This is a genomic window from Comamonas testosteroni (assembly GCF_030505195.1).
GTDB lineage: Bacteria > Pseudomonadota > Gammaproteobacteria > Burkholderiales > Burkholderiaceae_C > Comamonas > Comamonas testosteroni_G.
Window position 1 is genome coordinate 3,234,835 of the sequence record NZ_CP129672.1, and the last position, 15,515, is coordinate 3,250,349.

The window sequence follows — 15,515 nt, forward strand, 5'->3', positions numbered from 1 at the left end:
CTGCATAGTGAAAATCCGCTGTAACAAATGCTGCTGAAAATGGCGCATTTGCTGCCTCGTGGAAATCCCGCTGTTGCGCCAGCGCGGCTTTGGCAATGCTTCTGGGCATGAGTCAAGAACTGTCCCTGCATCAAAGGCGGCGCAAGCCTTTGAGCTCAGAACTCGATGGCATTCCCTGGTGGCCCGTCCTGTTGCCCATAGAGCGTGAAAACGTGGAACGCGTGCTGCTTGTCGGCGATGCCGAGCCGGGCGACTATGTCTGTCGCACCGGTCGCCCGCCTACCTACTGGTTTGGCGTGGTCGACGGCCTGCTCAAGATGAACACCGAAAGCGCCGACGGAGTCAGCATGACGCTGGCCGGTCTGCCGCCCGGTGGCTGGTTTGGCGAGGGAACGGTCATCAAGCGCGAGCCTTATCGCTACAACGTGCAGGCCATCCGCAAGACCGTTGTGGGCGGCCTGCCCATAGACATGTTTCACTGGCTGCTTGATCACTCCATAGGCTTCAATCGTTTTGTAATGAACCAGCTCAACGAGCGCCTAGGCCAGTTCATCGCGGCGCGCGAGATCGACCGCATGAGTAACCCCGATCTGCGCGTGGCGCGCACTCTGGCAGCTTTGTTCAACCCCTTGCTCTATCCCGGCGTGGGGCAGATTCTGCGCATCACTCAGCAGGAACTGGCCAATCTGGTGGGCCTGTCACGTCAGCGTGTGAATGAGGCCTTGTCCGTGCTGCAGCGCGAGCGTGTGATCCAGATCGAGTATGGCGGTCTGCGCGTACTGGACCTGGAGGCATTGCGGCATGGAGAGTTCTGCGCATCGCGCAAGGCGCTTGCCTGAGAGACGCCCTATAACCTAGCTCCGCGCTGGAATTGTGGATAACTCTAGCCTCGCGTCCGCGCGTCGCGAGACAATTACGCCCAAATGTCAGTCAAACCTCCTAAAGAGTCCGGCGCCCCTGGTGCTGGCAATTCCTCAGCGCCCTCTGATTCCTCGTCGGCGCGTCCTGTTTTGCGTGCACCGGCCAAGCCAGCCAAGGCGGAAAAGCCCGCGGCAGCCCGTGGCTCCCGGCCCGCAGGCGGCTCCGATCGCGGCCCGCGCAGCGAAGGCCCGCGTGGCGAGCGTGGCGCACGCCCTCAGCGTGAGCGCGACGAACGTCCCCGCGCTTCCGGCTTTGGTCGCCCCGATGGTGGTCGTCCTGCTCGTGACGAGGGCGAACGCAGCGGCGGCTTCTCGCAGCGCGACGAGCGCCGTCCCCGCTCTGATCGCGATGACCGCTTTGCCGAAGGCGGCGAGCGTCGCTTTGGCGGCGGTGATCGAGGTTTCCGCCCCTATGGCGAGTCGCGTGATGGTGATCGCAGTGGCGAGCGCCGCGAGTTCCGTCCCCGTGACGACCGCCGTGATGACCGTCCTCAAGGCGGCCGTGACTTTGGCGACCGTCCACGTTCGTCCGGTTTTGGCCGTCCCGACCAGGGCCGCTTTGAGCGCACCGAAGGCGGAGAGCGTCGTGAATTCCGTCCTCGTGACGACCGCCGTGATGACCGTCCTCAAGGCGGCCGTGACTTTGGCGACCGTCCACGCTCGTCCGGTTTTGGCCGTCCCGACCAGGGCCGCTCTGAGCGCTTCGAAGGCGGAGAGCGTCGTGAATTCCGTCCCCGTGACGACCGCCGTGATGACCGTCCTCAAGGCGGCCGTGACTTTGGTGACCGTCCTCGCTCGTCCGGTTTTGGCCGTCCTGACCAGGGCCGTTTTGAGCGTTCCGAAGGTGGCGAGCGCCGTGAATTCCGTCCACGCGACGACGAACGTCGTGGCGGTGATCGCTTTGAAGGCCGCCGCGATGAGCGTCCTCAAGGTCGTGACTTTGGTGACCGTCCGCAAAACCGTGGTTTTGCTCGCCCAGACCGCTCCGAAGGTGGTGAACGCCGCGAATACCAGCCCCGTGATGGCGAGCGCCGTGGTGGCGATCGCCCGCAAGGCCGCGACTTTGGTGATCGTCCGCAGAACCGTGGCTACGGTGACCGTCCCGAAGGCCGCTCCTTTGATCGTGGTGACCGTCGCAACGACGAGCGCCGTGGCGAACGCCGCGACGACCGTGGTGGCGAGCCTGAAAAGCGTCATATTCCCGGTTCGTTTGTATCGGAGGCCACTCGCCGCCCCACGACCGGCATTCGCACCTACCGGCCCGCTGCGGATGGCTCGGACCGTGCGATTCCCGTCAAGCGTGCGCCTGAAGCGGATGCGCGCCAGGACGATCGTCCCGGAGCGATTCGCATCAACAAGCGCATTGCCGACATGGGCCTGTGCTCGCGTCGCGAAGCCGATGAGTGGGTGGAAAACGGCTGGGTCAAGGTCAACGGCGAAGTCGCAATCATGGGCCAGAACGTGGTGCCCGGCGACAGGATCGAGATCGACCAGAGGGCTCAGGACCGTCAGGACCAGCAGGTCACCATCCTGCTGAACAAGCCCATGGGCTATGTCAGCGGTCAGGCCGAGGACGGCCACGAGCCTGCCGTGGTGCTGATCACCAACGAGAACCGCTGGAACGAAGACCGCAGCAAGACGCGCTTCAACTTCAGCCAGCTCAAGGGCCTGGCTCCCTGCGGCCGTCTTGACATCGATTCCGTGGGTCTGCTGGTGCTGACGCAGGACGGCCGTGTGGCGCGCCAGATCATTGGCGAGGACTCGGAAGTCGACAAGGAATACCTGGTGCGTGTGACCTTCGGCGATCGCGATGTGGATGTGCAGTCCGTCTTCCCCGAGGAAAAGCTGGCTCTGCTGCGCCACGGTCTGTCGCTGGACGAGCAGCCGCTCAAGCCGGCCCAGGTGGACTGGCAGAACCCCGAGCAGCTGCGCTTTGTGCTGACCGAAGGCAAGAAGCGCCAGATTCGCCGCATGTGCGAGCAGGTCGGCCTCAAGGTAGTGGGCCTCAAGCGCATCCGCATCGGCGGCGTGAGCCTGGGCAATCTGCCCACCGGCCAATGGCGCTATCTGGCGGCGCATGAAAGCTTTTGATACCCCCTGAGCGGCTCCGCCGCTTCCCCCAAGGGGGACGGGCAGCTTCGCCGCAAGGCGGCTTTTGCTCGCTGCCCCTCAGGCAAGGGTGACGCCATTTTTAAGTGGAAATGGCATCTATCTCTTTGCTGATAAGCGCAAGTAGCTATTCTTTTTGAATAAGCGCTTGCGCTTTTTTCTTGCCCGAATAGCCCTTGAAATATCGGGGACAGGCCCTAGCTATGACTGCGAATCGCCTTGAGAGGATCTCCGGGCGGCTTTTGATTTCAGTTTTTCGCTCACAAAGACATGACAAAGCAAACCCATTCCTTCCAGGCCGAAGTGGCCCAACTGCTGCACCTGGTCACGCATTCGCTGTATTCCAACCAGGAAATCTTCCTGCGCGAGCTGATCTCCAATGCATCGGATGCTTGCGACAAGCTGCGCTTTGAAGCGCTTGGCGACGCCAGCCTCTACGGCGATCAGCCCGAGCTGGAAGTGCGCGTTTCGTTTGACAAGGCTGCCCGCACGCTGACCATCACCGATACCGGCATCGGTATGAGCGAGCAGGAAGCCATCGACAATCTGGGCACGATTGCCAAGAGCGGCACCAAGGCTTTCATGGAAAAGCTCAGCGGCGACCAGAAGGCCGACTCGCAACTGATCGGCCAGTTCGGCGTGGGCTTTTACTCGGGCTTCATCGTGGCTGACAAGATCACCGTGGAAACCCGCCGCGCCGGTGCTCCGGCATCGGCCGGCGTGCGCTGGATCAGCGGCGGCACGGGCGACTTCGAGATCGAGCAGATCGAGCGCCCCCAGCGTGGCACCAGCATCATCCTGCACCTGCGTGACGACGCCGAGGAGTTTCTCAACGGCTACAAGCTCAAGCAGGTCATCTCCAAATACTCCGACCACATCAGCCTGCCCATCCTGATGGAAAAGGAAGAGTGGAAGGACGGCGAGAACGATCAGCCCGGCGAGATGGTCAAGACCGGCGAATGGGAAACCGTGAACAAGGCCAGCGCCCTGTGGACCCGCGCCAAGAAGGACATCACGGAAGAGCAGTACAAGGAGTTCTACAAGGCCATCAGCCATGACTTCGAGGACCCGCTGACCTGGAGTCACAACCGCGTCGAAGGCAATACCGAGTACACGCAGCTGCTGTACATCCCCGCCAAGGCCCCGTTCGACCTGTACCAGCGTGACAAGCACGCCGGCATCAAGCTCTATGTGAAGCGCGTCTTCATCATGGACGATGCCGAGGCGCTGATGCCCCAGTACCTGCGTTTTGTAAAGGGCGTGATCGACTCTGCCGACCTGCCGCTGAACGTGAGCCGCGAGCTGCTGCAGGAAAGCCGCGATGTGCGCCTGATCCGCGACGGCTCGGCCAAGCGCGTGCTGTCCATGCTCGAAGACCTGGCTCGCCACGACAAGCACGAAGCCGCGGCAGAGGCTGCCGATGGCGTGCAGGATGTCGTCAGCGAAGAGGACAAGGCCAAGGAAGGCAAGTTCACGCAGTTCTACAACGAGTTCGGTGCCGTGCTCAAGGAAGGTCTGGGCGAGGACTTCGGCAACAAGGAGCGCATTGCCAAGCTGCTGCGTTTCGCCAGCACCACGCATGAAGGCCTGAACACTTCGTTTGCCGATTACAAGGCACGCATGAAGGAAGGTCAGGACGCGATCTACTACATCACAGCCGACACCCTGGCTGCGGCGAAGAACAGCCCGCAACTCGAGGTGTTCAAGAAAAAGGGCATTGAAGTCCTGCTGATGACCGATCGCGTGGACGAGTGGGCGCTCAACTATCTGCACGACTTTGACGGCACGCCGCTGCAGTCCGTGGCCAAGGGTGCCGTGGATCTGGGCAAGCTGCAGAACGAAGAAGAGAAGAAGGCCGCCGAGGAAGCCGCCGAAGCTTTCAAGCCCGTGCTGGCCAAGCTCAAGGAAGCCCTCAAGGACCGTGCCGAAGACGTGCGCGCCACCAGCCGCCTGGTCGACTCGCCTGCCTGTCTGGTGGTCAGCGATGGTGGCATGAGCCTGCAACTGGCTCGCTTGCTCAAGCAGGCCGGCCAGGCCGCGCCCGAGTCCAAGCCGGTACTGGAAGTGAACCCCGATCACGCCCTGGTCAAGAAGCTGGACGGCTCCGTCCACTTCAACGATCTGGCCCAGATTCTGTTCGACCAGGCCGTGCTGGCCGAGGGCGGCATGCCCGAAGATCCGGCTGCTTATGTCAAGCGTGTGAACGCGCTGCTGGCCTGAGCGGTTCGGTTACCCCGATAAAAAACCCCGCAGAGTGGTGGCTCTGCGGGGTTTTTTTATGATTTCAGCCTTTATCCCTTATGGGAACGGCGCGACAAGCTATCAAAATTGATTAGTTGCGCGAGCGCGCAAGCAGGCTGCGATCCCAGAGCACCATGGCCAGAGTGAGCAGGCCCAGCAGGCCGCCCATGAGGCTGGTGCCGGCCCAGCCATAGGTCAGCCAGGCCCACGAGCCCAGTGCCGAGCCGAGGGAGGCGCCGAGAAAGTACGTGGTCATATAGACGGCATTGATGCGCGATCTGGCCTCGGGCGCCAATGCATAGACCACGTTCTGGTTGCTGATGTGCAGGGCCTGCAAGGCACCGTCGACCACCAGCAGACCCAGCAGAAACCACCAGATGCTGCTGCCGCCCAGCCACAGGCACAGCCAGCCCAGCAGCATCAGAATGGCGCCAGCCAGCGTGGCGGGCTGCTCCAGTCCCTTGTCGGCCATGCGTCCGGCCACATTGGCCATCAGCGCGCCGGCAATGCCCACGATGCCTATCAGGCCGATCATCAGATCCGAGAGTTCAAAGCCCGGCCCGGCCAGCAGCAGCGCCATGGTGGAGAACAGCACGCTCACGGTGGCAAAGCCGGTACCGCCAATCAGCGCGCGGCTGCGCAGGCGCGGATGCCGGCGCAGCAAATCCCCCAGGGACTTCATGACTTCGCCATAGCTGACGGGAGCGGCGGGAGCCGCCTTGGGCAGGGCCCGTGCCAGCAGCACGGCCATGAATGCGGTGCTGGTGGCACCGACCCAGTAGACGGTGCTCCAGCCGCCCAGATCGGACAGAATTCCCGCCACGCTGCGCGAGGCCAGAATGCCGATCAGCAGGCCGCTCATGACCAGGCCGACGGCACGCCCGCTGGCGCCAGGTGCGGCAAAGGTGGCGGCCATGGGCACCAGGACCTGTGCGGCCACCGAGAACACGCCGGCCATCAGGGTGCCGGCGGCGAGCAGCGCGAAGCTGCCCGCCAGGCCGCTGATGCCCGACAGCAGCATGCCGCAGGCGGCCAGCAGCATCAGGGTCAGAACCAGGCGGCGGCGCTCCAGCATATCGCCCAGCGGCACCAGAAACAGCAGTCCAAGGCCATAGGAGACCTGGGCCATGGTCACGGTGCTGGAGGCCTGGGCATCGCTGATCTGCAGATGCTGGACCATGGAGTTGAGCAAGGGCTGGTTGAAATAATTGGCTCCGGCGCACAGGCCGCAGGCCGTGGCCATGAGCAGCAGGGTGGTTCTGGAGAGGACGGTGGTGGCCGCTGGTGTTGTGGTTTTCATGAGACGCTCAGGTGCAGGGTCAGGCGGGAATGGCGGCTTTGGCGTCCATCTCCATGGGCAGGGCCGCCGTGGCCTCCACCTCGATCAGCATGCCGGGCAGGGCCAGCTTGGGTACGGGTATCAGCGTGCAGGCCGGAAAGCGCGGCCGCCTGCCGCCGGGCTCGCCGCTGCCCCAATGCTGTCTCACGGCGCTTTGCCAGTGCTCGAAGCGCTCCAGCGAGTGATCGACGATGAGCACGGTGAGCTTGAGCACATGGCCCATGTCCGCACCACCGGCGGCCAGGGCGGTCTTGATATTGGCAAGAGCCTGCGCAGCCTGCAGGGCAAAGCTGTCTGGCAGCTCGGCCAGGGCATTTTCTCCACCCTGGCCCGAGACGAAGAGCCAGCGCAGCGGCTCCTGGACGGTGACCACATGGGTGTAGCCATTGGGCAGGCTGTCATAGAGCCCGGTGGGCTGCAGATGGCGCGGATGCGGGGCAGGGGCTTGGGCAATGAAACTGGGCTTGGCGTCCATGAAGGTCTTTCAGGCAAGGCTTGTCCGGCAAGGCCCGCCAGCAGCAGGCCTTTGTTCCGGAAGCTGCTGGAATTGTTCAACCTCAACTAAGCTTGAGGTCAAGCGGTTTGTATGACCACACAGGATTGCGGTCATGGCGGCCAGGCGGGGACAACGGAAGGCAGCGGGAGATGACGGTGCAGTGTGAAGAGATTGACGATATGAATGGATGCGGCAACGGCCTGGTGGCCGAGGCTGAGGGAATGCCGGATCTCAGTGTGGGAGAGGTCGCCAGCCGCAGCGGGGTGGCGGTATCGGCCCTGCATTTCTATGAGAAGCAGGGCTTGATCGAGAGTGCGCGCACTGCGGGCAACCAGCGCCGCTATGCGCGAGCGGTGCTGAGACGGGTGGCGGTGATCAAGGTAGCTCAGCGCATGGGTGTGCCGCTGGCCGAGATAGCGCAGGCACTGGCCCATCTGCCTGCCAACCGCGTGCCCGGCAAGGCGGACTGGAGTCGCCTGTCCTTGCACTGGCAGGCACAGCTCGATGCACGCATTGCCATGCTGACCCAGCTCAGGGATCAGCTCGACTCCTGCATAGGCTGTGGCTGCCTGTCTCTGCAGGCCTGCCCGCTGCGCAACGATCATGACTGTCTGGCGGCCCAGGGAGCCGGCCCGCATTTCAGATAGCCGGGCTTACTGGCGCGGCATGGGCAGCACGCGTGCCCGTAGGCTGATGACGCCAAGCAGTGCCGACAGAAGGCCCAGACAGCCACAGAAGCCTATCAATGCGCCCGTCAGCCCTATATGGTCGGACAGCCAGCCCATGCCCAGGATGGGGACGATGGTGCCTACATAGCCCACGACCAGATAGGTGGACAGCAGGCCTGTGCGGTTGACCGGTTTGGAGACCTTGTTGACCACGGCCATGCCCGACAGATTGCACAGTGCATGACCGCAGGACATGCTCAGCACACTCAGAGCGAACAGCCATGGCGAGCCGGCAAACAGATTGAGAACCAGCAGGGCATTGGTCGCCGCCAGGGCGAAGAAGCCGATGATGATCAGTCGCTTGGTGGGGTAGGGCCGGGCGATCAGTTGGATGCCGGCCGACAGAAACAGGATGACGCCGATGGACAAGCCCGAGACTGCAGGTCCGTGCCAGGGCAGCATCTGCGCCATGAAGCTGGGGGCCATGGCGGCAAACAGGCTGAACATGCCGAAGGCGGAAAACGCCGCCATGCAGCCCAGCGCATAGTGGTAGAGAAAAGGCTTGCGCGGCTGGGAGATGCTGGGCAGAACATCTTTCAGCGTCAGGCCGGGCGCGCTGTGGACGGGCGCACTGGTCGCCGGCAGCTGGATTCTGAACAGCGCATGGATGCCCAGAAAGCTCAGTGCAATGGGCGGCAGATAGCTGCTGACCAGGGGAAATGGCACCCACTGCGCCATCAGGCCGCCAACCACGGGCCCGAGGCCGAAGCCGAAGGCAATCGTCAGGCTGGTGGTCGCAGCCGCACGCTGCAGGTCCCCCTTGTTGTTGAGCTGGGTCATGCCTATGGAGGCCGAGGTGGTGATCAACCCCGACGCCAGGCCGATGATGAAGCGGGAGGCACCCAGGCTCCAGGCATTCCAGGACAGGGCCGAGCCGATGACGCCCACGGTCATTACCATCAGTCCCAGGCGAAGCACTTTGAGAAAACCGAAGAGGTTGGTCAGACGGCCCAGAAACAGCAGGCTGATCAAGGCGCCCAGCATATAGGTCACGAAAATCTGCGTGATATGGCTGGGCTGCAGCCCCCAGGCCTGCTGGTAGAGCGGGTAGAGCGGGCTGGCAAGAGCCGTTCCCATGACGCCGACGCACATGGAAAAGCACACCCAGGCATAGGGACTCAGACGGGATTGCATTGGGAAAGCATGGGTGGGGAAGTCATCCGCATGTCCGGTGTGGGCAAGTCGGCTTGACCTAGAATTATTAAAAATGACTATTTGGTCAATTTTATGAATTCTAGAAAAGGATTTCAGCGCATGGCGGATGGCGCGACGGCTGCCCCTTGTGCAGACCCGGATATCGGCACGCAGGCAAAGCGTCAGCGGCGCACGCGCGGCCCGAGTCTCGACAAGACGGCGCAGACGCGTCAGCAGATTGCCGAGGCCGCGTTGGCCGAGTTCGTGGAGTACGGCGTGGCCCGCAGCACCATGGAGCGCATTGCCTGTCGTGCGCAGGTGGCCAAGGGCACGCTGTATCTCTACTACCCGTCCAAGGACGAGCTGCTGCGGGGCGTGGTGGAGCACGCGCTGCGGCATTCGGCCGTCTATCAGCAGCTGCGGCGCCGCAAGGGCGAGACGGTGCGAGCCTTTCTGCGCCGTAGTCTGCTGCCGACGCTGGAGGCCGTGGACAGCAGCGAGCGCGGCATGCTGGCACGCCTGGTGCTCAGCGAGGCACGGCATGCGCCCGAGCTGGCCAGACTGTACAAAGAGCTGGCTTTTGATGCCTGGCAGAACTATGTGCAGGATCTGCTGGCGCTGGCCGTGAAAGAGGGGGAGCTCAGGACCCGTTCGGTCAGCCGCAGTGCCCAGTTGCTGGCCAGCCCGTTCTGGATGGCGCTGGTGCACAACAACCTGCTGGCCTCCGAGGGCTCGCAGAAGCTGGCCCTCAAGCCACTGGTCGAGCTACTGATTGATAACCTTTTTGCGGGCACGGCGGGTGACAATGCGGCTGTTCAACGTCAGTGAGAGTCAGTGAGATGAATTCCATGCCCGTCACCATCAAGCCCGGTCATCACAGAATCCTGAGCACGGTCTGCGCCGCCGCTCTGGTGCTGGCCTTGCCCGCCTGCGGCTCCGTAGGAGCTGGCGTGGGTGTCGGGATTCCGGTGGGGCCGTTTTCCGTGGGCGTGGGTCTTGGCAGCGGCGGTCTCAGCGCAGGCGTCGGCACGGGTGTCGGGCCTGTCGGTGTGGGCGTAGGTGTCAACCAGCGCGGGCAGGTGCTGGGCAGTGCCGGTGTTGGCGCGTCCACCGGCGTGGGTGGTGCCAGCGTGGGTGTCGGGGTGGGGTCCTCCACCGTGCTGCATGACCTCAATCGCCCGCAGGCACCAGAGGTGCAGCCAGTGCCGCCCGCTGCCCCCGCGCAGAGCGGCGATGCCGTGCAATGGCGCGATGCGCGCGGGCAACTCGTGCCTGAATGCCGTTTGCAGGGGCGCTGCTAGCTCTTTGCAGGCATCGGCCCGCCTTACGCGTAAAGCGGCTCCAGCTGCATGGCTTCGATCTGTTCGTTCAGCATGTTCACCTGGCCCTGCCAGTAGTCGGTGCTGCCAAACCATGGGAAGTTGATGGCAAAGATCGGGTCCTGCCAGCGGCGCGCCAGCCAGGCGCTGTAATGCAGCAGGCGCAGGGTGCGCAGCGGCTCGATCAGTGCCAGCTCGCGCCGGTCGAAGCTGCGGAACTGTTCATAGCCTTCGAGCAGGGCCGACAGCTGCTGCGTCTGCTGGCCCCGGTCGCCCGATAGCAGCATCCACAGATCCTGCACGGCAGGACCGCTGCGCGCGTCGTCCAGATCGACGAAATGCGGTCCGCCATGGCCTTCGTTGTCCAGCGGCGTCCAGAGAATGTTTCCCGGGTGGCAGTCGCCATGCAGGCGAATCTGTGTCGCAGAATGCAGGGCGAAATGGCCTGCAGCACTTAACCCGTCAGCAGACGGCGCTATCAATGAAAGAGCTTTGTCGCAAGCCTGCTGCCAGCGGCTGCGCACTTCGAGCGCGACGACCTCATGTTCGAGCAGATAGTGCATGGATTCGTAGCCGAAGCTTTTCAGGTTCAGCGCCGGGCGATGCACAAAGGGCCGAGCGGCACCCACGGTGTGGATGCGGGCCAGAAAACGGCCTGTCCATTCCAGCACCTCCCAGTCGTCCAGCTCGGGGCGGCGCCCACCGCGCCAGGGGCTGATGCTGAACAGAAAGCCCGCATGTTCATGCACGGTCTGTCCTTGCAGCGCCAGCGGTGCAACCACGGGAACTTCCCCTTCCGCCAACTCCTGGGAGAAGGCGTGCTCTTCCTCAATCTGGGTGCGGCTCCAGCGGCCGGGGCGGTAGAACTTGGCAACGACCTTGTCGCCCTCGTCCTGGTGGGCCAGATACACGCGGTTTTCATAGGAGCTCAGCGCCGTCAGCCGTCCGTCCGGCACAAGGCCCGTGCTGCACAGCGCATCGATCACGCAATCGGGCGTGAGGTCCGCATAGGGGTGAGAGGGGTCTTGTGTATCGCTCATCCCAGCATTGTCAGGCCCAAACAGGTCAGTCCGGGTCGGACGGGGTTGCGCATACGTCGACAAGATTGCTTTTGATTTGATAGCGGTATTCGTCTGACAGGACTGGCCTGGAGCCTGAAAATTGGGAAAAACTGTCTTGGTGCTGTGCATGCGGCCGAAGCTGGCACACTGCCCGCATGCAAGAGAGCGAAGCACTTTCACAGCCCTGCGAGGACCGGGATTTTGCAGAGTGGCATCAAGGCTGCCCCTGGTGCGCCGTCTGGGTGGTGATGCTGCAAGGCCCTGACCTGGAGTCCTTGCTGCAGCAGGCCAGATCCAGACTCGGTGATGCCCTGCTGCCACGCCATGCGCGCCAGCCGCATATCACGCTGGCCTATAGGGGGCTGTGCCGGGGAGGGGATGAGCATGCGGCGCGGGAATATGACCGGCTGGCGCTGCGCGCCGATGTCGCCATGCTGCAAAGCCTGCGGCTGCGCCCTTTTGCCGTGCAGATCGCGGGGGCTGGCAGCTTCACCACCGTGCCCTATCTGGGCGTCGGCCGGGGGCAGGAATGTCTGCAGCGCCTGCATGCGGAGCTGGTGCCCGTGGAGCCCGCGCCGGGCTGGCGCTATGTACCCCATGTGACCCTGGGCCACTATGCGAGAAGGCTGCCGCTGCGAGAGGCTGTGGACAAGTTGCTGGCACTGATCCAGGACTTGCCGGTCTTTGAGGTAGGGCAGCTGGCGTTGGCCCGCTATGCGGCGGCCGATATTGCCGGGCCGCTGACGCTTGAAGGCGTCTTCGAGCTGGACACCGGGCGCTATGTTGCAGCGCCCGGTGCCCTGTGGCCTGAGCCGCTTTAGGCGATGGTCAGCGTCACGCCGATATTGCCGCGCGTGGCATTGGAGTAGGGGCAGACCTTGTGAGCGGCGTCCACCAGCTGCTGGGCCGCAGCCTTGTCCATGCCGGGCAGGCTGATCTTCATGCGCACGGCGATGCCGAACACTTCGCCCACGGGGCCCAGGTCGACTTCGGCATCCACCGACAGGTCGGCGGGCAGGGTGATCTTCTGGCGAGCGGCCACGGCCTTCATGGCACCGATAAAGCAGGCGGAGTAACCGGCGGCAAACAGCTGCTCGGGGTTGGTGCCCTTGCCGGCGCTGCCGGGCGAGCTCAGCTGGATGTCCAGACGGCCATCATCGGTGCGCGAAGCGCCTTCGCGGCCGCCGGTTGTGTGGGCGTGGGCGGTGTAGAGAACTTTGTCGAGCTGGGCCATGGTGTCTTCCTTTGCGAGATTGCCCGGCAGTGCGGGCGGGTGGAGGAAATCGTCACCCCGGTATCAGCCGGAGTGGCTGCGGCGCGGTGCCAGCCGTGCGCGCAGTGTGTTGAGCTGGCCCGTAAGAGCCTGCAGTTCGGGCAGGGTGCACTGGGTGCTCTGAAGCACGCAGGCAGGTATTTTTTCGGCCTCGGCGCGCAGTGCCTGGCCGGCGTTCGTGAGGGCGATGCGCACGCGGCGCTCGTCCTGCGCATCGCGCTGGCGTGCCAGCAGGCCTGCGCTCTCCAGTCGCTTGAGCAAGGGCGTCAGCGTGCCTGAATCCAGATAGAGGCGCTCACCCAGTTCCGATACGGTGAGCTGGTCGCCTTCCCAGAGCACCAGCATGACCAGATACTGAGGGTAGGTTAGGCCTATGGCATCCAGCAAGGGCTTGTAGAGCTTGGTCATGGCCAGCGATGCCGAGTACAGCGCAAAGCAGACCTGATTGTCCAGGCGCAGCAGCTCGGAGCTGTCGGGGAGAAGGTCGTTCGTGGATCGCATGGGTTGAATTATTGCAGACAATTTAATTGTGTGCAATTTAATTTGCAGATCACCAAGACCAAGGAGGCAGTGAAGAGGTTCGGCGCAATGCAAACAGGCTCCGTGAGCGGAGCCTGTTGCGGGCTGAAGCTGTCTCGCGCCTAACGGGTGGTCAGTGCATCGGCCAGCGCCTGGTACATGGGCAGGCTGGTCGGGTCTATGCCCGCATTGCCCGCAATCGGGTGGGAGGCATAGCGCACTACCACCATCTGGGCCTTGGGGTCGATATAGATGGCCTGACCGTGAATGCCGCGCGCCATATAGGCCCCGTTGGCGTTGTGCGAGACCCACCACATATTGCGATACGACCAGCCCGGCAGCGTGGCATAACCGGCCTTCACAAACTTGGCGGGGTCGGCGCCGCGGCGGATGTCCTGGACCACGGCCTTGGGCAGCACCTGCTGGCCGCTGGCGGCGCGGCCTTCGTTGCGCATCAGCTCGCCGAAGCGGGCCAGGTCGCGCAGCGTGGTGTTGAGGCCACCTCCACCCGATTCCGTGCCTATGCGATCCACCATGAAGTAGGCGTCTTGCTCCGCTCCGATTCGGCTCCAGATGCGTTCGGACAGCAGCTGGGCCAGAGGCTTGCCGCTGGCGCGGCGCACGATCCAGGCCAGAACCTCGGCGTTGGCCGTCTTGTAGGCAAAGCCCTGGTCATGCTCGCCCTCTTTCTGCAGGGTCTGCAGAAATTCGTAGAAGCTTTTGGGGCCGGCATAGTCCTTGCCCTGGGGCATCATGCCGCCGGCACGGGCGTAGTCCCAGACTTCGGCCTTGGGATCGGCGTAGTTCTCGGAGTACTTCACGCCGATCGTCATGTCCATCACCTGGCGCACCGTGGCGTCGCCATAGGCGGTGTTCTTCATCTCGGGCAGATAGTCGGTCACCGGTGCCTCGGGTTTGATGAGGCCCTCGTGGGCCAGCAGGGCGGCCAGGGTTCCGACAAAGGACTTGGTGACCGACATGGCCAGGTGCGGGCGCTGCGGCTCCAGCGCACCCAGATATTTCTCATAGATCACGCGGCCCTTGTGCATGACCAGAATGCCGTCGGTGTAGTTGCGATCCAGTGCCTGGGCAAAGGTCAGCTCCTCGCCCGTGCCCATGACCTTGAAGCGCACTTGCTCGATGTCGACCGGAGCCGAGCGCAGGGCGCTGGGAGCGCCCGGGCCGCGCCAGACATTGGCCGTGGGCGTGATTTCGCGGATATGCGAGAAGGTCCAGCGTATGCGCGGGAAGGTATTGCCCACGGGGTTGTCGAAGGTGATGAGCTTGTCGGCAGCGGGCGGAAAGCCCTGCATCCAGCCCATGGCCTGCAAGCTGGTGCTGACCGGGTCAGGCAGTGCGGGTGCGGGAGTCTGCGCATGGATTGCAGAAACCATAGCTGTCAGCGCAAGTGGCACAAGCGCTTTTCGCGTAGAAGACTTCAAGCTCATCATCACCTCTTGGAGTTGGAATTAACGACCGGTAAAACGTGCTGGGCGTTTCTCGACGAAGGAGCGCACGCCTTCGGCGGCATCCTCGCTGTTGGTCAGGCGCTGCTGCACGGGGATGAAATCGGCCACGGCGGCGGCCTGGCCCAGTTCTATGGCCTTGAGGACATTGAGGCGTGTGGCCACCACGGCCTGCGGTGCCTGGGCGGCAATGCGCTCGGCAATGCGAAAAGCCTCGTCCAGTTCCTGGCCTGCAGGCACCACTTTTTGCACAAAGTGGCAGCGCAGGGCTTCGGCTGCATCGAACGCGTCGCCGGTCAGCAGATGCAGCATGGCATTGCCCACGCCGGCGCGCTCGGGCATGCGCAGCGTGGCGCCGCCTGTGGGCATGATGCAGCGCTGTACTTCCATCTGTGCAAAGCGGCTGCTGTCGGCAGCGACGACGATATCGGCACCCAGCATCAGCTCTATGCCGACAGTAAAGCAGATGCCCTTGACGGCGGCCACCATGGGCTTGGTGCGGCGGCGGTAGCCGGGCAGGCCATAGTCATGAGGCTCCACGAGACCTGCGGGGATGGCCTTCTTGCCGCTTTTCATGAACTCGGCGATGACAGGCAGATCCAACCCCGCCGTGAAATGTTCGCCAAAAGCATGGAGCAGGCCCACGCGCAACTCAGGCTCATCGTCGAGCCGGGTATAGGCCTGGGCCAGTTGCTGGAACATGGCCGGCGTCCAGCCATTGCGCTTGGCCGGGCGGTTGATGCCGATCAGCAGCACATGGCCGCGGACTTCACAAGAAATACAGCCCTCGGGCGGAGGGTTGGGAATGTCGATTTGCATGGTGAATCTCCTGCGCAAAACAATAGACCGCAGCGGTTTCCGCAGCAGTCGCATACAGGACGAGTCATCGCTTGCAGAGCTAGGTGTTAAC

Annotated in this window: 15 protein-coding genes; 7 read left to right on the forward strand and 8 right to left on the reverse strand. The window is 63.4% G+C overall.

Going from position 1 to position 15,515, the window contains the following annotated elements:
* Positions 1-107: 107 nt before the first annotated feature.
* The 3 genes from QYQ99_RS14900 to htpG all read left to right on the forward strand — a co-directional run bounded on the left by QYQ99_RS14900 (position 108) and on the right by htpG (position 5,249).
* A complete protein-coding gene (locus tag QYQ99_RS14900) occupies positions 108-839 on the forward strand; it encodes a Crp/Fnr family transcriptional regulator (RefSeq protein ID WP_302088882.1) in 732 nt (243 codons plus the stop codon).
* A gap of 84 nt (positions 840-923) precedes the next feature.
* Entirely contained in the window at positions 924-3,011 is a 2,088-nt protein-coding gene (locus QYQ99_RS14905) for a pseudouridine synthase (protein ID WP_302088883.1), read from the forward strand.
* Positions 3,012-3,299: 288 nt separating this feature from the next.
* Complete coding sequence (gene htpG, locus QYQ99_RS14910; protein ID WP_302088884.1) at positions 3,300-5,249, forward strand: molecular chaperone HtpG; 1,950 nt, start codon at positions 3,300-3,302, stop codon at positions 5,247-5,249.
* Positions 5,250-5,361: 112 nt separating this feature from the next.
* Here the strand turns inward: htpG and QYQ99_RS14915 are convergent, their stop codons facing one another.
* Entirely contained in the window at positions 5,362-6,570 is a 1,209-nt protein-coding gene (locus QYQ99_RS14915) for an MFS transporter (protein WP_302088885.1), read from the reverse strand.
* A gap of 19 nt (positions 6,571-6,589) precedes the next feature.
* On the reverse strand, positions 6,590-7,084 hold the full coding sequence (locus QYQ99_RS14920; RefSeq protein WP_302088886.1) for a RidA family protein: 495 nt from the start codon (positions 7,082-7,084) through the stop codon (positions 6,590-6,592).
* 200 nt (positions 7,085-7,284) lie between these two features.
* Here QYQ99_RS14920 and soxR point away from each other — a divergent pair, with 200 nt between their 5' ends.
* Positions 7,285-7,752: a redox-sensitive transcriptional activator SoxR gene (soxR, locus tag QYQ99_RS14925; RefSeq protein ID WP_302088887.1), complete on the forward strand. Its 468-nt coding sequence runs from the start codon at positions 7,285-7,287 to the stop codon at positions 7,750-7,752.
* A 6-nt stretch (positions 7,753-7,758) separates the two neighbouring features.
* Here soxR and QYQ99_RS14930 read toward each other — a convergent pair whose 3' ends face one another.
* Positions 7,759-8,967: an MFS transporter gene (locus tag QYQ99_RS14930; RefSeq protein ID WP_302088888.1), complete on the reverse strand. Its 1,209-nt coding sequence runs from the start codon at positions 8,965-8,967 to the stop codon at positions 7,759-7,761.
* 93 nt (positions 8,968-9,060) lie between these two features.
* Here QYQ99_RS14930 and QYQ99_RS14935 point away from each other — a divergent pair, with 93 nt between their 5' ends.
* The gene (locus QYQ99_RS14935; protein ID WP_302088889.1) at positions 9,061-9,795 is read left to right on the forward strand and encodes a TetR/AcrR family transcriptional regulator; all 735 of its coding nucleotides are present in this window, start codon (positions 9,061-9,063) and stop codon (positions 9,793-9,795) included.
* Between the two features lie 11 nt (positions 9,796-9,806).
* Positions 9,807-10,268: a hypothetical protein gene (locus QYQ99_RS14940; RefSeq protein WP_437439037.1), complete on the forward strand. Its 462-nt coding sequence runs from the start codon at positions 9,807-9,809 to the stop codon at positions 10,266-10,268.
* Positions 10,269-10,291: 23 nt separating this feature from the next.
* On the opposite strand, the gene QYQ99_RS14945 is transcribed toward QYQ99_RS14940, so the two are convergent.
* Complete coding sequence (locus QYQ99_RS14945) at positions 10,292-11,326, reverse strand: serine/threonine protein kinase (protein ID WP_302088890.1); 1,035 nt, start codon at positions 11,324-11,326, stop codon at positions 10,292-10,294.
* Positions 11,327-11,502: 176 nt separating this feature from the next.
* On the opposite strand from QYQ99_RS14945, the gene QYQ99_RS14950 reads away from it, so the two are divergent.
* The gene (locus QYQ99_RS14950; protein ID WP_302088891.1) at positions 11,503-12,168 is read left to right on the forward strand and encodes a 2'-5' RNA ligase family protein; all 666 of its coding nucleotides are present in this window, start codon (positions 11,503-11,505) and stop codon (positions 12,166-12,168) included.
* Here QYQ99_RS14950 and QYQ99_RS14955 read toward each other — a convergent pair.
* The 4 genes from QYQ99_RS14955 to QYQ99_RS14970 form a co-directional block, all read right to left on the reverse strand.
* Positions 12,165-12,581 carry an organic hydroperoxide resistance protein gene (locus QYQ99_RS14955; protein WP_302088892.1) on the reverse strand — a complete coding sequence of 139 codons (417 nt, stop codon included), beginning with the start codon at positions 12,579-12,581 and terminating at the stop codon, positions 12,165-12,167. The genes QYQ99_RS14950 and QYQ99_RS14955 overlap by 4 nt on opposite strands.
* Before the next feature lie 63 nt (positions 12,582-12,644).
* Positions 12,645-13,121, reverse strand: a complete 477-nt coding sequence (locus QYQ99_RS14960; protein ID WP_302088893.1) for a MarR family winged helix-turn-helix transcriptional regulator — start codon at positions 13,119-13,121, stop codon at positions 12,645-12,647.
* Positions 13,122-13,261: 140 nt separating this feature from the next.
* A complete protein-coding gene (locus QYQ99_RS14965) occupies positions 13,262-14,587 on the reverse strand; it encodes a serine hydrolase domain-containing protein (RefSeq protein WP_302093186.1) in 1,326 nt (441 codons plus the stop codon).
* Positions 14,588-14,608: 21 nt separating this feature from the next.
* The gene (locus QYQ99_RS14970; protein ID WP_302088894.1) at positions 14,609-15,424 is read right to left on the reverse strand and encodes a crotonase/enoyl-CoA hydratase family protein; all 816 of its coding nucleotides are present in this window, start codon (positions 15,422-15,424) and stop codon (positions 14,609-14,611) included.
* Between the last annotated feature and the right edge of the window lie 91 nt (positions 15,425-15,515).